Annotated in this window: 15 protein-coding genes; 3 read left to right on the top strand and 12 right to left on the bottom strand. The window is 70.2% G+C overall.

The window, feature by feature from the left end:
- Positions 1–13: 13 nt before the first annotated feature.
- The 11 genes from IPJ59_RS32305 to IPJ59_RS32355 all read right to left on the bottom strand — a co-directional run bounded on the left by IPJ59_RS32305 (position 14) and on the right by IPJ59_RS32355 (position 11,565).
- The gene (locus IPJ59_RS32305) at positions 14–751 is read right to left on the bottom strand and encodes a hypothetical protein (protein WP_293261812.1); all 738 of its coding nucleotides are present in this window, start codon (positions 749–751) and stop codon (positions 14–16) included.
- A 13-nt stretch (positions 752–764) separates the two neighbouring features.
- Positions 765–2,018 carry a hypothetical protein gene (locus IPJ59_RS32310; RefSeq protein ID WP_293275056.1) on the bottom strand — a complete coding sequence of 418 codons (1,254 nt, stop codon included), beginning with the start codon at positions 2,016–2,018 and terminating at the stop codon, positions 765–767.
- 2 nt (positions 2,019–2,020) lie between these two features.
- A complete protein-coding gene (locus IPJ59_RS32315) occupies positions 2,021–2,659 on the bottom strand; it encodes a c-type cytochrome (protein WP_293275058.1) in 639 nt (212 codons plus the stop codon).
- A 1-nt stretch (position 2,660) separates the two neighbouring features.
- The gene (locus IPJ59_RS32320) at positions 2,661–3,206 is read right to left on the bottom strand and encodes a DUF3341 domain-containing protein (RefSeq protein WP_293261824.1); all 546 of its coding nucleotides are present in this window, start codon (positions 3,204–3,206) and stop codon (positions 2,661–2,663) included.
- A gap of 3 nt (positions 3,207–3,209) precedes the next feature.
- Entirely contained in the window at positions 3,210–4,625 is a 1,416-nt protein-coding gene (gene nrfD, locus IPJ59_RS32325) for an NrfD/PsrC family molybdoenzyme membrane anchor subunit (RefSeq protein WP_293275060.1), read from the bottom strand.
- A 6-nt stretch (positions 4,626–4,631) separates the two neighbouring features.
- Positions 4,632–7,766, bottom strand: a complete 3,135-nt coding sequence (locus IPJ59_RS32330) for a 4Fe-4S dicluster domain-containing protein (RefSeq protein ID WP_293275062.1) — start codon at positions 7,764–7,766, stop codon at positions 4,632–4,634.
- Between the two features lie 18 nt (positions 7,767–7,784).
- Positions 7,785–8,438 carry a cytochrome c3 family protein gene (locus IPJ59_RS32335; protein WP_293275063.1) on the bottom strand — a complete coding sequence of 218 codons (654 nt, stop codon included), beginning with the start codon at positions 8,436–8,438 and terminating at the stop codon, positions 7,785–7,787.
- 381 nt (positions 8,439–8,819) lie between these two features.
- Positions 8,820–9,296 carry a c-type cytochrome gene (locus tag IPJ59_RS32340; protein ID WP_293275065.1) on the bottom strand — a complete coding sequence of 159 codons (477 nt, stop codon included), beginning with the start codon at positions 9,294–9,296 and terminating at the stop codon, positions 8,820–8,822.
- A 70-nt stretch (positions 9,297–9,366) separates the two neighbouring features.
- Positions 9,367–10,146, bottom strand: coding sequence for an SCO family protein (locus IPJ59_RS32345; RefSeq protein ID WP_293275067.1), 780 nt, complete (start codon positions 10,144–10,146; stop codon positions 9,367–9,369).
- Positions 10,146–11,087 carry a heme o synthase gene (gene cyoE, locus IPJ59_RS32350; RefSeq protein ID WP_293275069.1) on the bottom strand — a complete coding sequence of 314 codons (942 nt, stop codon included), beginning with the start codon at positions 11,085–11,087 and terminating at the stop codon, positions 10,146–10,148. The genes IPJ59_RS32345 and cyoE overlap by 1 nt, the downstream gene beginning before the upstream one ends.
- 13 nt (positions 11,088–11,100) lie before the next feature.
- Positions 11,101–11,565 (bottom strand): hypothetical protein, encoded by a 465-nt coding sequence (locus tag IPJ59_RS32355; protein ID WP_293261849.1) that lies wholly within the window; start codon positions 11,563–11,565, stop codon positions 11,101–11,103.
- Between the two features lie 131 nt (positions 11,566–11,696).
- On the opposite strand from IPJ59_RS32355, the gene IPJ59_RS32360 reads away from it, so the two are divergent.
- The 3 genes from IPJ59_RS32360 to IPJ59_RS32370 are packed head-to-tail and all read left to right on the top strand — an operon-like array spanning position 11,697 to position 15,393.
- A complete protein-coding gene (locus tag IPJ59_RS32360) occupies positions 11,697–12,650 on the top strand; it encodes an alpha/beta fold hydrolase (protein WP_293275071.1) in 954 nt (317 codons plus the stop codon).
- Between the two features lie 24 nt (positions 12,651–12,674).
- Positions 12,675–13,868, top strand: coding sequence for a rhomboid family intramembrane serine protease (locus tag IPJ59_RS32365; protein WP_293261855.1), 1,194 nt, complete (start codon positions 12,675–12,677; stop codon positions 13,866–13,868).
- A 37-nt stretch (positions 13,869–13,905) separates the two neighbouring features.
- Complete coding sequence (locus IPJ59_RS32370) at positions 13,906–15,393, top strand: serine/threonine protein kinase (protein WP_293275072.1); 1,488 nt, start codon at positions 13,906–13,908, stop codon at positions 15,391–15,393.
- Positions 15,394–15,411: 18 nt separating this feature from the next.
- On the opposite strand, the gene IPJ59_RS32375 is transcribed toward IPJ59_RS32370, so the two are convergent.
- Positions 15,412–16,044: a peroxiredoxin family protein gene (locus IPJ59_RS32375; protein ID WP_293261861.1), complete on the bottom strand. Its 633-nt coding sequence runs from the start codon at positions 16,042–16,044 to the stop codon at positions 15,412–15,414.
- Between the last annotated feature and the right edge of the window lies 1 nt (position 16,045).

Raw genomic sequence — 16,045 nt, forward strand, 5'->3', positions numbered from 1 at the left:
GAAACGGCGTTTCTCAGTGAGAAGGAGCGGGGGCCGGAGAAGGAGCGGGGGCCGGAGCCGGAGCCGGGGCCGGAGCGGCAGCCGACTTTCCTGGATCTGCGGCGGGCTGACCAGGGGCTGGCGCAAGGGGTGTCGCAGGCGCTGGCGCCGGGGGCGCTGGTGCTGGCGCGATGCCCGGTGGTGTGCCAGCAGGCGCGGCACCCGTCGCCGTGCCGTCGGGGCCCGGGGCGATGTCGGTCGGCGCGGGGACCACGGGGGCCGGCGCTGCAGGTGCGGGCATTGCGGGCGCCGCGCCAGCCTGGCCGCCTGCGGCGATGTCGTCGGGGTGCATCCAGCCAGCGGGCGGCGGACCAGCGAGCAGGCGCTCGGGCTTCGACAGCACCAGCTCACGGGCGACTGCCAGCGGGACGTAGCGCTGCTTGACCTCGGCGCCGGTGGAGTCCTTGAAGCTGACCTCACCGGCGCTGCGCGTGACGGCATCCATCCCCTGGCGGTACTGCGCCAGCACGGCAGCGGCCTCTTTGCCGCGCTCGTGCACGATGTCCCGCTGCTGGTTGTTGAACAGCTGCACGCAGGTGGCGAGCGAGAGCAGGGTCAGGGCGCCGAGGCCCCAGATGATGTTGAAGAGCTCCTTGGTCGGCGGGACGTCCATCTCATGGCCGGCCCCGCGGGCGCCGCCGTCAGGGTCGTGACCGTGACCGTGACCGGAGCCATGACCGGACCCATGACCGGAGTGGTTGTGATCGCTCATGACGTCGTCCTCCTCAGAAGTTCTCGAACTTGATGGACTCGGCGATGCGCGGGTCCTTGACGGGGATGAGGGCCTTGCGACCGAGGGCCCAGCCGAACGCGGCCAGGAACACGCCGAGCACGCCGACCAGGGTCAGGGCGTCGAGCGGTCCGAGGTGCATCGTCATGTGGTGGTCGCCGGACGCCATCGCGTGGTGGTGGGCGAGCACCGGCTGGATGACCCAGTACATGTCGACGAACTCCATGAACAGGATCCAGCTGGCGATGATGCCGAGGGTCCAGGCGTTGCGCTTGACCGCCCGGGGCAGCATGAAGAAGAACGGGATCGGGAAGCGGCCGAGGCAGAGCAGGTAGGTCAGCGGCAGGAAGTCGTCGGCGATGCGGTAGCCGAACCAGATGGTCTCTTCCGGGATGTTGGCGTACCAGATCAGGAAGTACTGGCTGAAGGCGATGTAGCTGTAGAAGACCGTGAACCCGAACATGTACTTGCCGAGGTCGTGGTAGTGCTCGTCGGTGACGACGCCCTTCAGGTAGCCTGACTTGCGCAGGAAGATCGAGACCAGCGTCAGGAACGCGTGGATCGACAGGCAGCAGCCGGCGAAGTAGTAGACGCCGAACATGGTCGAGAACCAGTGCGGGTCGAGCGACATCAGGAAGTCGAAGGCCGCGAAGGTCAGCGACAGGGCGAACAGGAACAGGGCCGGCGCCGCGAAGCCGCGGGCGGTGTCGGCGTTGCGCGCGGCTCGCTCGGCGTCGTCGTCGCCGGTGGTCGACCAGCGGTAGAACAGCAGCGAGAGCAGCGACCAGATGACGAAGTAAACGCCGACGCGGATCTGGAAGAAGCCCTCGTTGAGGTAGCCCTTCTTGTTCGACAGCATGAAGTCGGCGTCGACCGCCGCGGTGTCGGTCCAGTGGTAGAGGTCGTGCATGCCGAACAGCACGACCGGGAGGCCGACGAGGCACAGCACCGGGAGGGTGATGGCGACGTTCTCGGCCAGGCGGCGCACGGCGATCGACCAGCCGGCGCGCACGAGGTGCTGGATGATGACGAAGAAAAGGCCGCCGAGGCCGATGGCGAGGAAGGTGTACCAGGCGACGAGGTAGGCGAACCAGAACTCGTGGTGGTGCTCGCCGCGGAGGGCGAAGGCGCCGCCCAAGCCGGCGGCCGCGAGCACCACGCCGAGGATCGGGAGGAGGCGCCAGACCGAGCCCTTGGCCAGATGCACGGCCTCGGGGGCGATCGTCACGGTGTCGTTGTGGGAGCTCATGGCTACTTGCCCTCCGAGGGGGTGCGGGCGGCCTGCAGGGTGCGCACCCACGCGGCGATCGCCCAGCGGTCCTTGACCGGGATCTGGGCGGCGTAGGAGAGCATGGTGCCCTTGCCGTTCACGATCACGTCGTAGAAGTAGGCCAGCGGCATGGCCCGCAGGCGCGGATCTTGGAGGTTGGCGGGCTGGACCTTGAAGCCGCCGCCGCGCAGGGTGGCGATGCCCTTGCCGCCGCCGCTCTCGTCGTGACAGGGCTGGCAGTAGATGTTGTAGCGCTGCTGGCCGCGGTCGAGCAGCGCCGGGGTCAGCGGGATGCTGCTCGGCAGGCGGTCGAACAGGCGGCCGTCGGCGCCGCGGCCGCGGTGGAGCTCGTCGTCGTCCTTGAGGAAGCCGACGGCGACGGTGCCCGGCACCGGGGCCCGGGCCGCGCGGCCCTTGCAATCGTGGTTGAGGGCGTTGGCGCAGTCGACGGGCTGGAAGAAGGGGTTCTCCTCCTGGGCGTCGTAGCGGCTCTGGAAGTCCATGTTCTGGATGAGGTGGACCGGCGGCTCCTCGGAGCGGTTGCCCTGACAGCCGGCCACGCCAGCGACACAGCCAGCGAGCGAGAGGACGAGGAAGGTGGTTGCGGTGGAGCGCGACATCTTAGTCCTCGACCTCCTCGACGTGAGCGGCGCCCGAGGCCTCGAGCAGCTTGCGGGTGCGCTCGGGGTCGTACTTGGGGTCGCGGGCCTCGATGGCGATGAAGAACTTGTCATCGCTGAAGCGGTGGAAGCGTTCGGAGTTGAACAGCGAGTGGTACCACATGGGCAGGCGGTTCAGCCCCAGCATGCCGAACACGGCGCCGAAGGCCGAGAGCAGCACGCCGAGCTCGAAGGTGACGGGCACGAAGGCCTGCCAGCTGAAGTAGGGCTTACCGGCGATGATGATCGGGTAGTCGACCGCCGAGGTCCACCACTGCAGCGTGATGGCGGAGATGGCCCCGGTCATGCCCATGGCGAACACGATCCAGGGGAGGACCGAGGGCTTGAGGCCCATCGCCTTGTCGAGGTTGTGGACCGCGAAGGGGGTGTGCGAGTCCCAGGCGGAGTACCCGGCGTCGCGCACCTGCTCGCAGGCGTGGAAGACCCCCGCGGCCGAGTCGTACTCGGCGAGCAGGCCGTAGACCTTCTTCTTGGACGGCTTACTCATGGCTTAGTGGTGCTCCTTCCCGGAGGTGGGGGCGTGATGGGGGGCGTGGTAGTGCGGGTCGGCCTGCGGCAGGACGCTCTTGACCTCGGCGATGGCGAGCATCGGGAGGAAGCGGACGAAGATGCAGAACAGGGTGAAGAACAGGCCGAAGCTGCCGAGCAGGGTCGCCACGTCCCACACCGTCGGGGAGTAGTAGTCCCAGCTCGAGGGCAGGAAGTCGTGGTGGAGCGAGGTCACCGTGATGACGAAGCGCTCGAACCACATGCCGATGTTGACGAAGATGGAGAGGACGAACAGGGCGAGGGGGCTGCGGCGGATGGCCTTGAACCAGATGAACTGCGGGGTGATGACGTTGCAGCTGACCATGGTCCAGTAGGCCCACCAGTAGTCGCCGAAGAGGCGGTTGGTGAAGGCGTAGCTCTCGTAGGGGTTGCCCGAGTACCAGGCGATGAAGAACTCCATCGCGTAGGCGTAGCCGACCATCGTGCCGGTCAGCAGGATGATCTTCGCCATGTTCTCGAGGTGCTTGATGGTGATCAGGTGCCCGAGCTTGAACCAGGCCCGCAGCGGCACCAGCAGGGTGAGCACCATGGCGAAGCCGGAGAAGATGGCGCCGGCGACGAAGTAGGGCGGGAAGATGGTGGTGTGCCAGCCGGGCAGCTGCGACACGGCGAAGTCGAAGGACACGACCGTGTGCACGGAGAGCACCAGCGGCGTCGCCAGGCCCGCGAAGATCAGGTAGGCCTTCTCGTAGTGCAGCCAGTGGCGGGTCGAGCCGCGCCAGCCGAGGGCGAACAGGCCGTAGGCGAAGCGGCGCATCGGGGTCTTGGCCCGGTCGCGCATGGTCGCCAGGTCGGGGATGAGGCCGACGTACCAGAACAGCAGCGAGACCGTGAAGTAGGTCGAGACCGCGAACACGTCCCACAGCAGCGGGCTGCGGAAGTTCGGCCACATGCTCATCTGGTTGGGCAGCGGCAGCGACCAGTAGAGGACCCAGGGGCGGCCGGCGTGGACCGTCGGGAACAGGAGGGCGCAGATGACCGCGAAGATGGTCATCGCCTCCGAGGCGCGGTTGATCGAGGTGCGCCACTTCTGGCGGAACAGGAACAAGACGGCGGAGATCAGGGTTCCGGCGTGGCCGATGCCGACCCAGAACACGAAGTTGACGATCGCCCAGCCCCACGCGATGGGGTTGTTGAGGCCCCAGATGCCGGTGCCCATCCAGAACAGGTAGCCGAGCGCGATGCCCAGCACGCCGAGCATGGACAGCGAGATCAGGAAGGCGATCCACCAGCGGCTGTTCGGCACCTCGATGGGCGTGGCGACGGCCTCGGTGATGTCGTGGTAGCTGACGCCGCCCTCGACCAGGTTCTTGCGGCCGAGGAGGGGGTCGAGCTCGTCGTGATACGCGGTAGCCATGGCGGTTTACACGAGCTCCGGATTGGGGTTGCGGACGCGCGCGAGGTAGGTGGTGCGCGGCCGGGTGTTGAGGTCGGTGAGGACGCCGTAGTTGCGCTTGCTGAGGCGGGCCTTCGCGACCTTGGAGTTCGGGTCGGCGATGTCGCCGAAGGCGATGGCGCCGGACGGACAGACTTGCTGGCAAGCGACGACGATGGCGCCCTCCTTGACCAGCTCCTCGCCGGCGCTGTGGGCCTGGATCTTGGCCTCCTGGATGCGCTGCACGCAGTACGAGCACTTCTCGATGACGCCGCGGAAGCGGACCGTCACATCGGGATTCTTCTGCATGCGGACCAGCTCGTGGTCGTTGACGGCGTCCTTGTTGTAATTGAAGAAGTTGAAGCGCCGGACCTTGTACGGGCAGTTGTTCGCGCAGTAGCGGGTGCCGATGCAGCGGTTGTAGGTCATGTCGTTGAGGCCCTCGGGGCTGTGCGAGGTGGCCTGGACGGGGCACACGTTCTCGCAGGGGGCCGTCTCACAGTGCTGGCACAGCATCGGCTGGACCACGGCGGCGGGGTCCTCCTTGGCGCCGCTGTAGTAGCGGTCGAGGCGGATCCAGTGCAGCTCGCGGCCGTTCCCGACCTCCTTGCGGCCGACCACCGGGATGTTGTTCTCGGCCTGGCAGGCGACCGTGCAGGCGGTGCAGCCGGTGCAGGAGTTGAGGTCGATGACCATGCCCCACTGCTGCGCGCCGGTCAGCTTGGGGGCGCCGAGGTCGGGGTGGACGTTGTGGTCCCACAGCGAGCGGAGGTTCTCCTTGGCGATGAGGTCGCCCTTCTGGGAGAAGTCGGGGTCCTTCTTGAAGCCCTCGACGGTGGTCTCGCGGACGATCGGGCGCGACGGATAGCCGCGGCCGGGGTTGATGCCGACGGCGTCGTCCTTGGGCGAGGAGGGGTCGACGGCGGGGTCGAGCGAGCCGTGGTCCTGCGTCGAGTAGATCAGGCGGCGGCCGCCGAACTTGACGACATCGGCGCCGCTGACAAACCAGGGGTTGCTGGCGGCCTGCAGGCTGTAGGCGTCGACGCCCGCGCCGTTGGCGACGGCGCCGAGGTTGCGGCGGCCGTAGCCGAGGGTGAGCGAGACGGTGTCGTCGGCCTGGCCGGGGGCGATCCACACCGGGGCGACCAGGTTGCGGCCGCCGACGGTGATGCTGAGCAGGTCGCAGTTCTCGACGCCGAGCTTGCGGGCGGTGGCGATGCTGATGTAGGCGGCGTTGTCCCACGTCAGCTTGGTCATCGGGTGCGGGGCCTCCTGCAGCCAGCCGTTGTTGGCGTAGCGGCCGTCGGCCAGCTTGGGGTCGAGGTGGAAGTTGACCTCGAACTTGCCGGCGTCGGCCTCGACCTTGGCGAGGGCGCTGATGAGGCTGGTGACGTCGCGGGGGCTCGGGGTGATGCCGGCCCGCGGGATGCCCTGGACCACGCCGTCGTGCAGCCAGCGGCGCCACACGCGGTCGGAGTACATCGGCCCGAGGACGGTGCGCCAGTAGCCCTGGACCAGGCTGTAGCCGTCGATCTGGGCGTCGCTGGCGATCCAGGCCAGGAGCTCGAGCGCCGACTTGCTGTTGTGCAGCGGGGCGATGAGCGGCTGGACGATCGAGACGGTGGAGTCGGCGGCCTCGAGGTCGCCCCAGGACTCGAGGTAGTGCGAGCCGGGCAGGCACCACTGGGCGAGCTGGCCGGTCTCGTCGACGTGGGTACCGAGGTGGACCAGGACCTTGCCCTTGAGCGCCTCGGCGAGGCCGAGCTCGCCGGGGGCGTCGTAGGCGGGGTTCGAGTCGAGGCAGATGACCTGCTTGATCGAGCCGTCGCCGAGGCCGGCGGCCAGGGCGGTGAGCGGCTCGCCGGCGATCGCGGAGTCGTCGTTGCGCAGGCGGACGGTGTTGCCGCCGTTGCCGAGCGCGTAGTTGATGAGCACGCCGAGGGCGTGGGCCCACGCGGGCTGGCGCTCACCGACGAGGATGGCGCTCGGGCGGCGGGCCGCCTTGGCGGCGTTCAGGTCCTTGGCCAGAGCGACGATGAACTTGTCTTGCTCGGGGCTGAGCTCGGGCTTTGGCAGGGCGGCGGTGAGGCCCTCGCCGCCGGGCGGGAGGCGCAGGCCGAGCTTGCCGAACAGCTCGTTGCTGAGGGCGGCGAGCAGGCCGCTGACCTGGCTGCCGCGGACCCGCAGGCGGTGGTCCGCCTGCGCGCCGGTGATGGTGAAGTGCGGCTCGACGCTGTAGAGGCGGCTCATGTCGCCGGCGTCCTCGGGGCCCGAGACCTTGCGGCCGTCGGCGTACTCGCCGGCGAGGCGGACGTGGTCGAGTTCGGTGCCGAGGAAGTCGGCGTCGAAGGCGGCGATCAGCTTGGCGCTGCCGAGGTGGTAGGTCGCGCGCGAGCCGGGGCCGGCGAGCAGCTCGGCGCCGGCGACGGCGTTGCTGGCGGCGGCGGCGTCATCGGTGAAGATGCGGGCCTTGGCGAGCTTCTCTTTGAAGGTCTTGAGGGTGTCGCGGTAGCTCGGTGAGACGATGGTGGGGAGCACCAGGGCGAGGCCCTCGCCCTGACTCTGGCGGAGCTCCTTGAGGGTCGCGCCGAGTTCCTCGGTGACGGTGTCCCAGTCGCTGGCGCTGTGCTTGCCGTCGGCGCCGAGCTTGTGCGGGACGCGGCAGCGGTCGGGGTCGTAGAGGGAGAGCACCGAGCCCTGGGCCCACAGGTCGCCGCGGCCGTTCGAGCTGGAGTGGCGCGGGTTGCCCTCGATCTTGGTGGGGCGGCCGTCCTGCGACTCGACGAGCAGGCCGAGGACGCTGTGGCCGACCTGGATCGCGGTCGCGTAGTAGATCGCCTGGCCGGGGATCATGTCCTCGGGGCGCTTGGCGAGCGGGAGGATGTGCTCGACCGGCTTGCGCAGGCAGCCGGTGGTGGTGAGCCCCGCGAGCGCCGTCGAGGCGCCGAGCAGGCCGGTGAACTTGCGCCTGGCGAGCTTGGCGGCCGGGAGCAATGACTCGGTGGTCGCTGTGGTCGCGGCAGTCTCGGCGCCAGGGAACTCGTCGGCCGGCGCGGCGTGGGTGCCGTCGTGGTCGCCGAGGCTGCGCCAGTAGTTCTTCAGGGATTCGGTGGGCTTGGTCATGCTGAAAAACCCTGCGGGCTAGCGGTGGCACCCCGAGCAGTGCTCCGGCGGGTTGACCTGGCGCGTGCGAGACGGATCCTTCGCGGCGTCGTAGTTCTTGCCGTCGACCGCCGGGTCCCAGAGCATGTTGGTGATCTGGTCGCGCGGACGCAGGCTCGGCTCCGGGTCGCGGTGACAGTCGAGGCACCAGCCCATCGACAGCGGCTGGTCCATCTCGACGATGGTCATCTGGTCGATACGGCCGTGACAGCTCGAGCAGCCGACGCCGGCGGCGAGGTGCGGCCGGTGGTCGAAGAAGGCGTAGTCCGGGAGCTGGTGGACGCGGACCCAGGGGATCGGCTCATCGGTGGTGTAGCTGTCGCGCACCAGCTTGAGCTTCGGGCTCTCGGTCTTGACCAGCGAGTGACAGTTCATGCAGGTCTGCGCCGGCGGGATCGCGGCGTGGGCGGCTCGCTCCACCGTGTTGTGGCAGTAGCGACAGTCCATGCCCATGTCGCCGGCGTGCAGCTTGTGGCTGAACGGCACCGGCTGACGCGGGCGGTAGCCTGCGTCGGTAAACTTCGGCGAGAAGTAGTACCAGATACCGCCCACAGCTCCGGCGAGGGCCAGAGGCGCGAGCACGCCGATGGCGAGCGGAATCTTGTTGGTCCAGCGGGGAAAAATGGCCGGCACTTGAAGTTCACCCTCTTTTTAAAAGGCCCACCGGGGACTCGCTGACCCCCCGCACATGGCGTTTCTCGTTGGCTTTGAGCAAAGCGGCGAAATACGTCCAGGACCCTTGTTTCGGCGCGCACCCTAACAGCACTGTGGCCAGGTACGCAACACTGGCGAGCAGCGGTGGGCGAGGCGTGAGCCGGCAAAGTCGGCGCCCTGAGCCGCAGATGACCGGACGTTTGGGACCGGCTGGCCGGCATCCGGGGCACAGGTGGTCTCGGTCGGTGTCGGCGGGCCGTGCTGCGGGGTTTCGCTGGACGTGCGCGCAGGCATGGTCGAGGGATCTCTTGCGAGGCGCCGTGGGGTCCCGCGGGACGCCTGTCCGCATGAACAGGTGTGTCAGCGGTCAGGGCTCGGCGGCGGGTCGAGCTGCCAGCGCGGGGAGAAGGTCTTGATGTAACTCACCAGAGCGTCGAGGTCGGCGTCCTGCATGCCCTTCCAGGCCGGCATGCCGCGGCTGACCACGCCGTTGCGGATGGTTCCCTTGAGGTCGGCGTCGGACGGGAGGGTGCCGTCCCCGGTCGCGAGATATAGGAAGGGTGCGGCCCGGAAGTCGCGCGGGCGGGGGTCGAGCTTGCGGGCGGCTGGGCCATCGCCGCCGCCCTCATAGCCGTGGCAGGAGGCGCAGTAGCGATTGAAGAGCTTCTGGCCGTGGTTGAGCTGGTCGGCGGGGGCCTCGATCGGGGCCTCGCCGGCGCGTCGCAGCGTGCGCGGGCCCGTGAAGGGCGGCGGTCCAGATTCGCAGGCTGTCCCGAGAGACAGGGCGAGCGAGCCCAGTCCGAGACCCCTTGCGAGCGTTCTGAGGATGACGTTCATCGCGGCCGAGTGGCAGAATTTGCGGGCAGTATTTGCGGGAGATCCGTGGTCGCGGTGCTCGAACATCGGGTCAGCGATTGCAGCCACTATGGCGGGTGTGCAGGTCGCGGAGGACGTGGGTCGAGCGGTGGTAGAGCTCGTCCTGGGACAGCACGTCGAGACCGAGGGCGATGGCCTCGGGGCTGGCGTAGACGCCCATGGGCAGCGGCTCGTCGGGGGCGCCCTTCGGCTTGCGCACGGCGTAGAGGCCACGGACCCCGCCGGTGTCGTCGACCAGGACCAGCTTCTCGGCGTGCGCGATGTCGTACATGTCGATCGTGGTGCCGCCGCCGAGCGGTTTGCGGTCGATGGAGGTCTTGAAGCCGCCGACGATGAGGGCCTCCATCGCGGTCCGGTCGCCGGTGACGAAGTGCCAGCGCGAGAGGTCGGCGCCGAGGTTCTCGGCGTAGCGGCGCAGCACCTCGGGGGTGTCGTTCTCGGGGTCGACGGAGAAGCTGACGAGCTCAATCTCGTCGCCGTTGCGAGCGTAGCGCTGCTGCAGCTCGAGCATCGCCCGCGAGATCTTGGGGCACACGCTCGGGCAAGTGGTGAAGATGAAGCCGGCGACCCAGACCTTGCCGCGCATGCTGGCGAGGGTGAAGGGCTGGCCGTCCTGGTCGACGAGGGCGAAGTCGGGGAGCTGCAGCAGCACCTCCGGGGCCTCGGGGATGTGGCGCGTGAAGGGCCGGCTGGCGGTGATGAGGATGAGCAGGAACAGCGCCGAGATGTGCCAGGGGCGGCGCACGAAGGCGCGGCGGAACCAGCCGCCGCGCTCCTCGGGCGGCTCGGGGATGAGGCTGTCCGGGCGCATCAGGGCACCAGCACGTCGACGACCAGCGCGGCGATCAGGGCCGGCAGGTAGAGGAGCGAGGCGAAGAAGAAGCGGCGGGCCCAGCGGATGCTCGCGGTGGCAGACGAGAAGCCGCGCAGGCCGGTGCACGCACACGCGAAGAACGCCAGGCTGAGCGCGAGGGCGAGGCTGGCGTACAGCCAACCGGTGAGGCCGATCACTGTGGGCAGCAGGGAGATCGGCACCAGCAGGGCCGACCACAGGACCGCCTGAACGCAGGTGATGAACTCGCCGCGCACGACCGGCACGCACTGGATCCCGGCGCGGGCGAAGTCTGCCTGGCGAAACAGGGTGATCGCGAGGAAGTGCGGCATCTGCCACACGAACAGGATCGCGAACAAGGCCAGGCCGCCGGGGTCGATGTCGCCGGTGACCGCCGTCCAGCCGAGCAGCGGCGGGGCGGCCCCGGGCACGGCGCCGATGACCAGGGCCAGCGGGGTGCGGTACTTGAGCGGGGTGTAGACCAGCGCGTAGCCGACGATCGCCCAGGCGGCGAGGATCGCCGTGAGCGGGTTGGTGTAGTGCCACAGGACCGCGAGGGAGAGCAGGCACAGGCCGACGGCGAAGCCGAGAGCTGTCCCCGAGGACAGGCGGCGCGAGGCCTCCGGGAGCGCCAGCGGGCGGGCCCGGGTGCGGGCCATCAGCGGGTCCTTGGCCCGCTCGAGCCACATGTTGAGCGCGCTGGCGCCGGCGACGGCCAGGCTGGCCCCGATCACGCCGGCGAAGGCGACGGCGAAGCCGGGCGAGCACCAGCCGTCGGCGGGGGTCTCGGGTGAGAAGGGGCTGTCGGCGCTGCGCAGGGCCATCCAGGCGGCGCCCGCGGCCGTCAGGGCGCACATGCGGGTGACGCTGGGCTTGGTCAGGGTCAGGAGATCGCGGAGGAGGCGGCCGGGCGTGGTCATGCGCTCACCTCGTTCACAGCTGCACGGCCTGTTGATCGGTGCGACAGAAGCTGTCGAGGGCGCGGTAGGCGTCGGCGCAGGGGCACTGCTTGCGCAGGCGACAGGCGGTGCCGCGCTCCTTGCAGACGCCGAACACCCACTGGCCCTTGGACACGACGTCGGGCTTCAGCTTGCCGCAGTCGACGCTGCGGTCGCTGGCCTCGAGGCAGTGATACATGGCGATCTTCACGGCGTCGTTGCACATCGAGTTGAGCGCCTCGCAGCGCTTGTGCCAGTCGAGGACGAGGTCGACGCAGCCCTCGCTGTCGAGCCCGCCGCCGCGCTGCTCGAGCTCGGCCATGCCAGCCATGATCGCCTTCTCGGAGGTGACGTAGCGGTAGTAGGCGAACACGCCCATGAACACGGCGACGGCGCTGAGGCTCACCAGGACGGTGCGCAGGCTCGGGCCCTCCCAATCCTTGCTCGGCTTGTTCGCCACGGGCCGCGAAGCTAGCCCGCGGCCTCGAAGGGGTCAATGCCGCGGCGACCGGGGGTCGCAGCGAGGCGTGGGAGCGCGAGACCCGTGTGGAAGCTCGCATGTCGACGGCACGGCGTGCTATGTCGCCTCGCGTGACGCTCTCCGGGCACCTGTGGACCCTCGGACCGAACCTGCGACACCGGGCCAGGCCCCTGGCGCCGCCGCCGGGCGAGCCGTGGTCGACGACGCTGCAGGACCCGCGGCTGGGCGCGCTGCGTTTGCGCGGGGTCCTGCACCGATCGGCCACGCCGAGCCGGGCGCTGTGCGTGCTGGTCCACGGGCTCGGGGGGGCGATCGACAGCCACTACGTCGTGCGCGCGGCGCAGGCGGCGGTCGACTCGGGGCTCGACTGCCTGCGCCTGGCCTTGCGCGGCGCCGATCGCGAGGGCGACGACTTCTATCACGCGGCCCTCACCGCGGACCTCGAGGCGGCGCTGGCCTCCCCTGCCCTCGCGGCGTACGAGCACCTGTACGTGCTCGGCTTCTCGCTCGGCGGCCACGTGACGCTGTGTCACGCGCTGCGGCCGAGCGACCACCGGCTGCGGGCGGTGGCCAGCGTGTGCGCGCCGCTCGACCTCGCGGCCAGCTGCGCGGCGATCGACCACCCGCGGGCGGCCTTCTACTGCCGCCACGTGCTGGACGGGCTCAAGGAGATCTACGCCGAGGTCGCGCGCCGACGCCCGGTGCCGACGCCGATGGCCAGCATCCGCCGGCTGACGACGATCCGCGGCTGGGACCGCCTGGCCGTGGTCCCGCGCTTCGGCTTCGTCAGCGTCGGCGACTATCACAGCTCGTGCAGCGTCGGGCCGCGGCTCGCACAGGTCCAGGTGCCGGCGCTGATCGTGTCTGCCACGGCTGACCCGATGATCCCGGCGGCCACCATCGCGCCGCACGTGGCTGGCCTGCCGCCGATCGTCACCCACTGCTGGATCGATCGCGGGGGCCACGTCGGCTTCCCCGGGTCGCTGCGCCTGGGCCTCGCCGGGCCCGAGGCCCCGCCCGGGCTGGCGCCTCAGGTGCTCGCGTGGTTGCGTCGGCACGCATGAGTGCTTCTGGTTTACCCTGACCGCGTGAGCGCCCCGGCGAGCCCCAGCAGCGCGGAGTCGGCGGCGCTCTCGGCCCAGTGCCCGGCGTGCAGCCTGCACGCGCTGGTGCCGGTGCACCTGCGATCGGACCGGCCGCATCACTGGCGGCAGACGCCGCAGCCGGTGGCCGGCGGGATGACGCTCGACACCTGCCCGGTGTGCTTCGGGGTGTGGCTCGACGCCGGTGAGATCGACGCGCTCGGCGACGCGGAGATCGACCCGGCCTTCCTCAAGACGCTGGTCGGACAGTCGGCGAATCGCATGTGCCCGCGCGGGCACGGCTTCATGATGGAGCACCTGCTGCCGGGGCTGCTGCGCACGCCGATCGACCGCTGCCCGCGCTGCAAGGGGCTGTGGCTCGACGGCTACGAGCGCCACGCGCTGGCCCGCTCGAGCACCCGCGAGGGCCAGGAGGACCAGGCGGTGCAGCTGGCGCGGCGCGGCCTGATCTGGGCGGCGCAGCTGCTGACACACCTGCCGATCGAGGTCGAGAACCCGGCGCGCGGGACCCCGTGGGCGGTGTACGGCCTGTGCGCGCTGCTCGTCGGCATGTACATCCTCTCGGTCGAGGGCGTGCTGTTCGCCCGCGAGTGGGCGATGGTCGCCGGCCAGGTCGTACGCGAGCCGATCCACGCGTACACGCTGTTCACCCACGCGTTCTTCCACGCCGACTGGTTCCACCTGCTCGGCAACCTCTACTTCCTCTACGTGTTCGGCGACAACGTCGAGCACCTGTTCGGGCGGCGCCGCTTCCTGCTGCTGTTCGTCGGCGGGGCGCTGGTCGGCGGGGTGCTGCAGCTGCTGCTCTCGCGGGCCACCGCGGCGCCGGTGATCGGGGCCTCGGGTGCGATCGCCGGGGTGACCGCGGCGTACCTGTGGATCTTCCCGCGGGCCCGGCTGCTGCAGACGATCCCGTTCATCTACATTCAGGTGAAGATCCCAGCGTGGGTCTACCTCGGGGTGTGGATCGGCTTCCAGGCCGTGATGGCCTTCTTCTCGGACGCGATCCAGTTCGCGTGGTTCTCGCACCTCGGCGGCTTCCTCCACGGGCTCGTGCTCACGCCCTGGGTGCTCCGCTGGCGCCGCAAGCAGGTCGCGGCGCAGGTCCGCTTCAAGTCGGCGGCGGCGATCTTCGGCCGGCTGCCAAAGCCGCGTCCGCGGCCCGCCGCGCCCCATTGAGCCGGCCCGCCGCGGACGCGTATACTGCCGCCGACCCGTGACCTCCGCGCCCACCACCCCGGAAGGGAACAGCCCGCCGTGGATCGGCCAGGTGCTCGACGGCCGCTACCAGATCCGCGAGCTGCTCGGCGAGGGCGGGATGGGTGCGGTGTACATCGCCGAGCACCTGAGCCTGCGCAAGCAGGTCGCGCTCAAGGTGATCCGGGCCGAGTTCGCGGGCAACGAGGAGATCGCGGCCCGCTTCACGCGCGAGGCGATGGCGACCGCGCAGCTCGACCACCCGAACGTCGCCAGCGCCCTCGACTACGGCACCCTGCCCGACGGCGGGGCCTACCTGGTGACCCAGCTGGTCCGCGGCCGCAGCCTCGAGAGCCACCGCAGCGCGGGCGTCATGGCGTGGCGGCAGGCCTGCGAGGTCGGGGCCCAGATCGCCGACGCGCTGGCGGCCGCGCACGCGATCGGCATCGTGCACCGCGACCTGAAGCCCGACAACATCCTGCTCGAGCCGCGCGACGACGGCAGCTTCCTCGCCAAGGTCCTCGACTTCGGCATCGCCCGGGTCACCCAGACCACGGGCCTGCCGACCACCGACCTCACGCGCATGGGCGCGGTGATCGGCACGCCGGGCTACATGGCGCCGGAGCAGGCGATGGGCGAGAAGGTCGACTTCAGCGTCGACATCTACGCGCTCGGCGTGATCCTGTGGGAGTGCATGGCCGGGCGGGTGCTGTGGGACGGGCCGACGGTGTCGGACCTGTTCACCGCGCAGCTGGCCGGGCCGGCGCCGCCGCTGGCCAGCGTGGTCGCCAACCTGCCGCCGGAGCTCAGCGCGCTGGTCGACCTGATGCTCGACCGCAACCCGAAGCGGCGGCCCGAATCGGCGCGGCAGGTCCGCGACGCGCTGCGCCGCATGTCGCACGGCACGCTGATCCAGCAGCCCTCCGCGAGGCCACCGGCGATCCCGGCGAAGGCCCAGCAACGGGCGCCGCTGTACCTCGCCGGCGGGCTGTTCGCGGCCTTGCTGGTGGTGACGTTGATCGTCGCCGCGCGCAGCGAGCCCTTCACGGAGCCGGACGCGAAGTCGGCGGTGCCGGGCGTCACCGCGGACGGCGGGGCTCCGCCTGTCCCGAAGGACATGGCCGATCCGACAGGTCCCGTGAGACAGCCCGGTGAGGCGATCCCGGAGGCGATCGCGGTCCAGGTCCAGACCCTGCTGACGAGCGACGACCGGCGCGTGCGCAAGGCCGCGGCCGACGCGGTGCTGGCCCACGCGCCGCAGGACGCGGTGCCGCTGTTCGCCCGCAACCTGGCGTGGCTGGACAAGACCAGCAGCTGCGAGGGCAAGCGGACGGTGATCAAGAAGATGGCCGAGGCCGGCGACCCGCGGGCGCTGGCGGGCCTGCGGGCGCTGAGCAAGACGCCGCGCAAGGGCTGCGGCATCTTCAACAGCGAGGACTGCAACGAGTGCCTGCGCGAGGCGCTGGGCAAGACGATCGGCGAGCTCGAGGCCAAGCCGGCGCCATGAGCCCGGCGATGCGACGGCTCAGCGGGCGAGCATCGACTCGACGCACTGGTAGGCCGCGGGGCGGCCCCAGTCGCGCACGTTGATGAAGGCGTGGACGATCTGGCCGGCGCGGTCGATGAAGTAGGTGTCAGGCAGCTTCTCGGTGCCAAACTGCTTCTGCACCGCCTGCTGTGGGTCCCACAGGACGCGGACGCGGGTGTCGGCCAGGCTCATGCGCTGCAGGAAGGGGGCGATGAGCGCGGGGTCGCTGTCCATGCTGATCGCCAGGATCACGACCTCGTCGCGGCCGGCGAAGCGCTCGGCGAGGCGGTCGAGCTGCGGCCACTCGCGGATGCAGGGCTCGCACCAGGTGGCCCAGAAGTTGACGATCACGAACTTGCCGGCGAAGTCGGCGAGCGCCACCGGCTGACCGGCGAGGTCCTGCACGCTGAAGGCCGGCGCCGCGACGGCGCGCGGTTCGGGCTCGAGCGAGCGGCACGGGGCCTCGCCCTGCGCGCGCAGGGCGGGCAGCAGCGAGGCCGCGAACACGAAGACGAGCAGGCTGCCGACCGCGATAAAGCCGAGGTGGGCGACGATGCCGAGGCCAGTTACTGAGCCCGGGCCAACGCTGGGGCCGTCGGCGTCGTCGGGGATGTCGGCGGGGTCTGGCATG

Source organism: Nannocystis sp. (assembly GCF_016714285.1).
Classification (GTDB): Bacteria; Myxococcota_A; Polyangia; order Nannocystales; family Nannocystaceae; genus Nannocystis.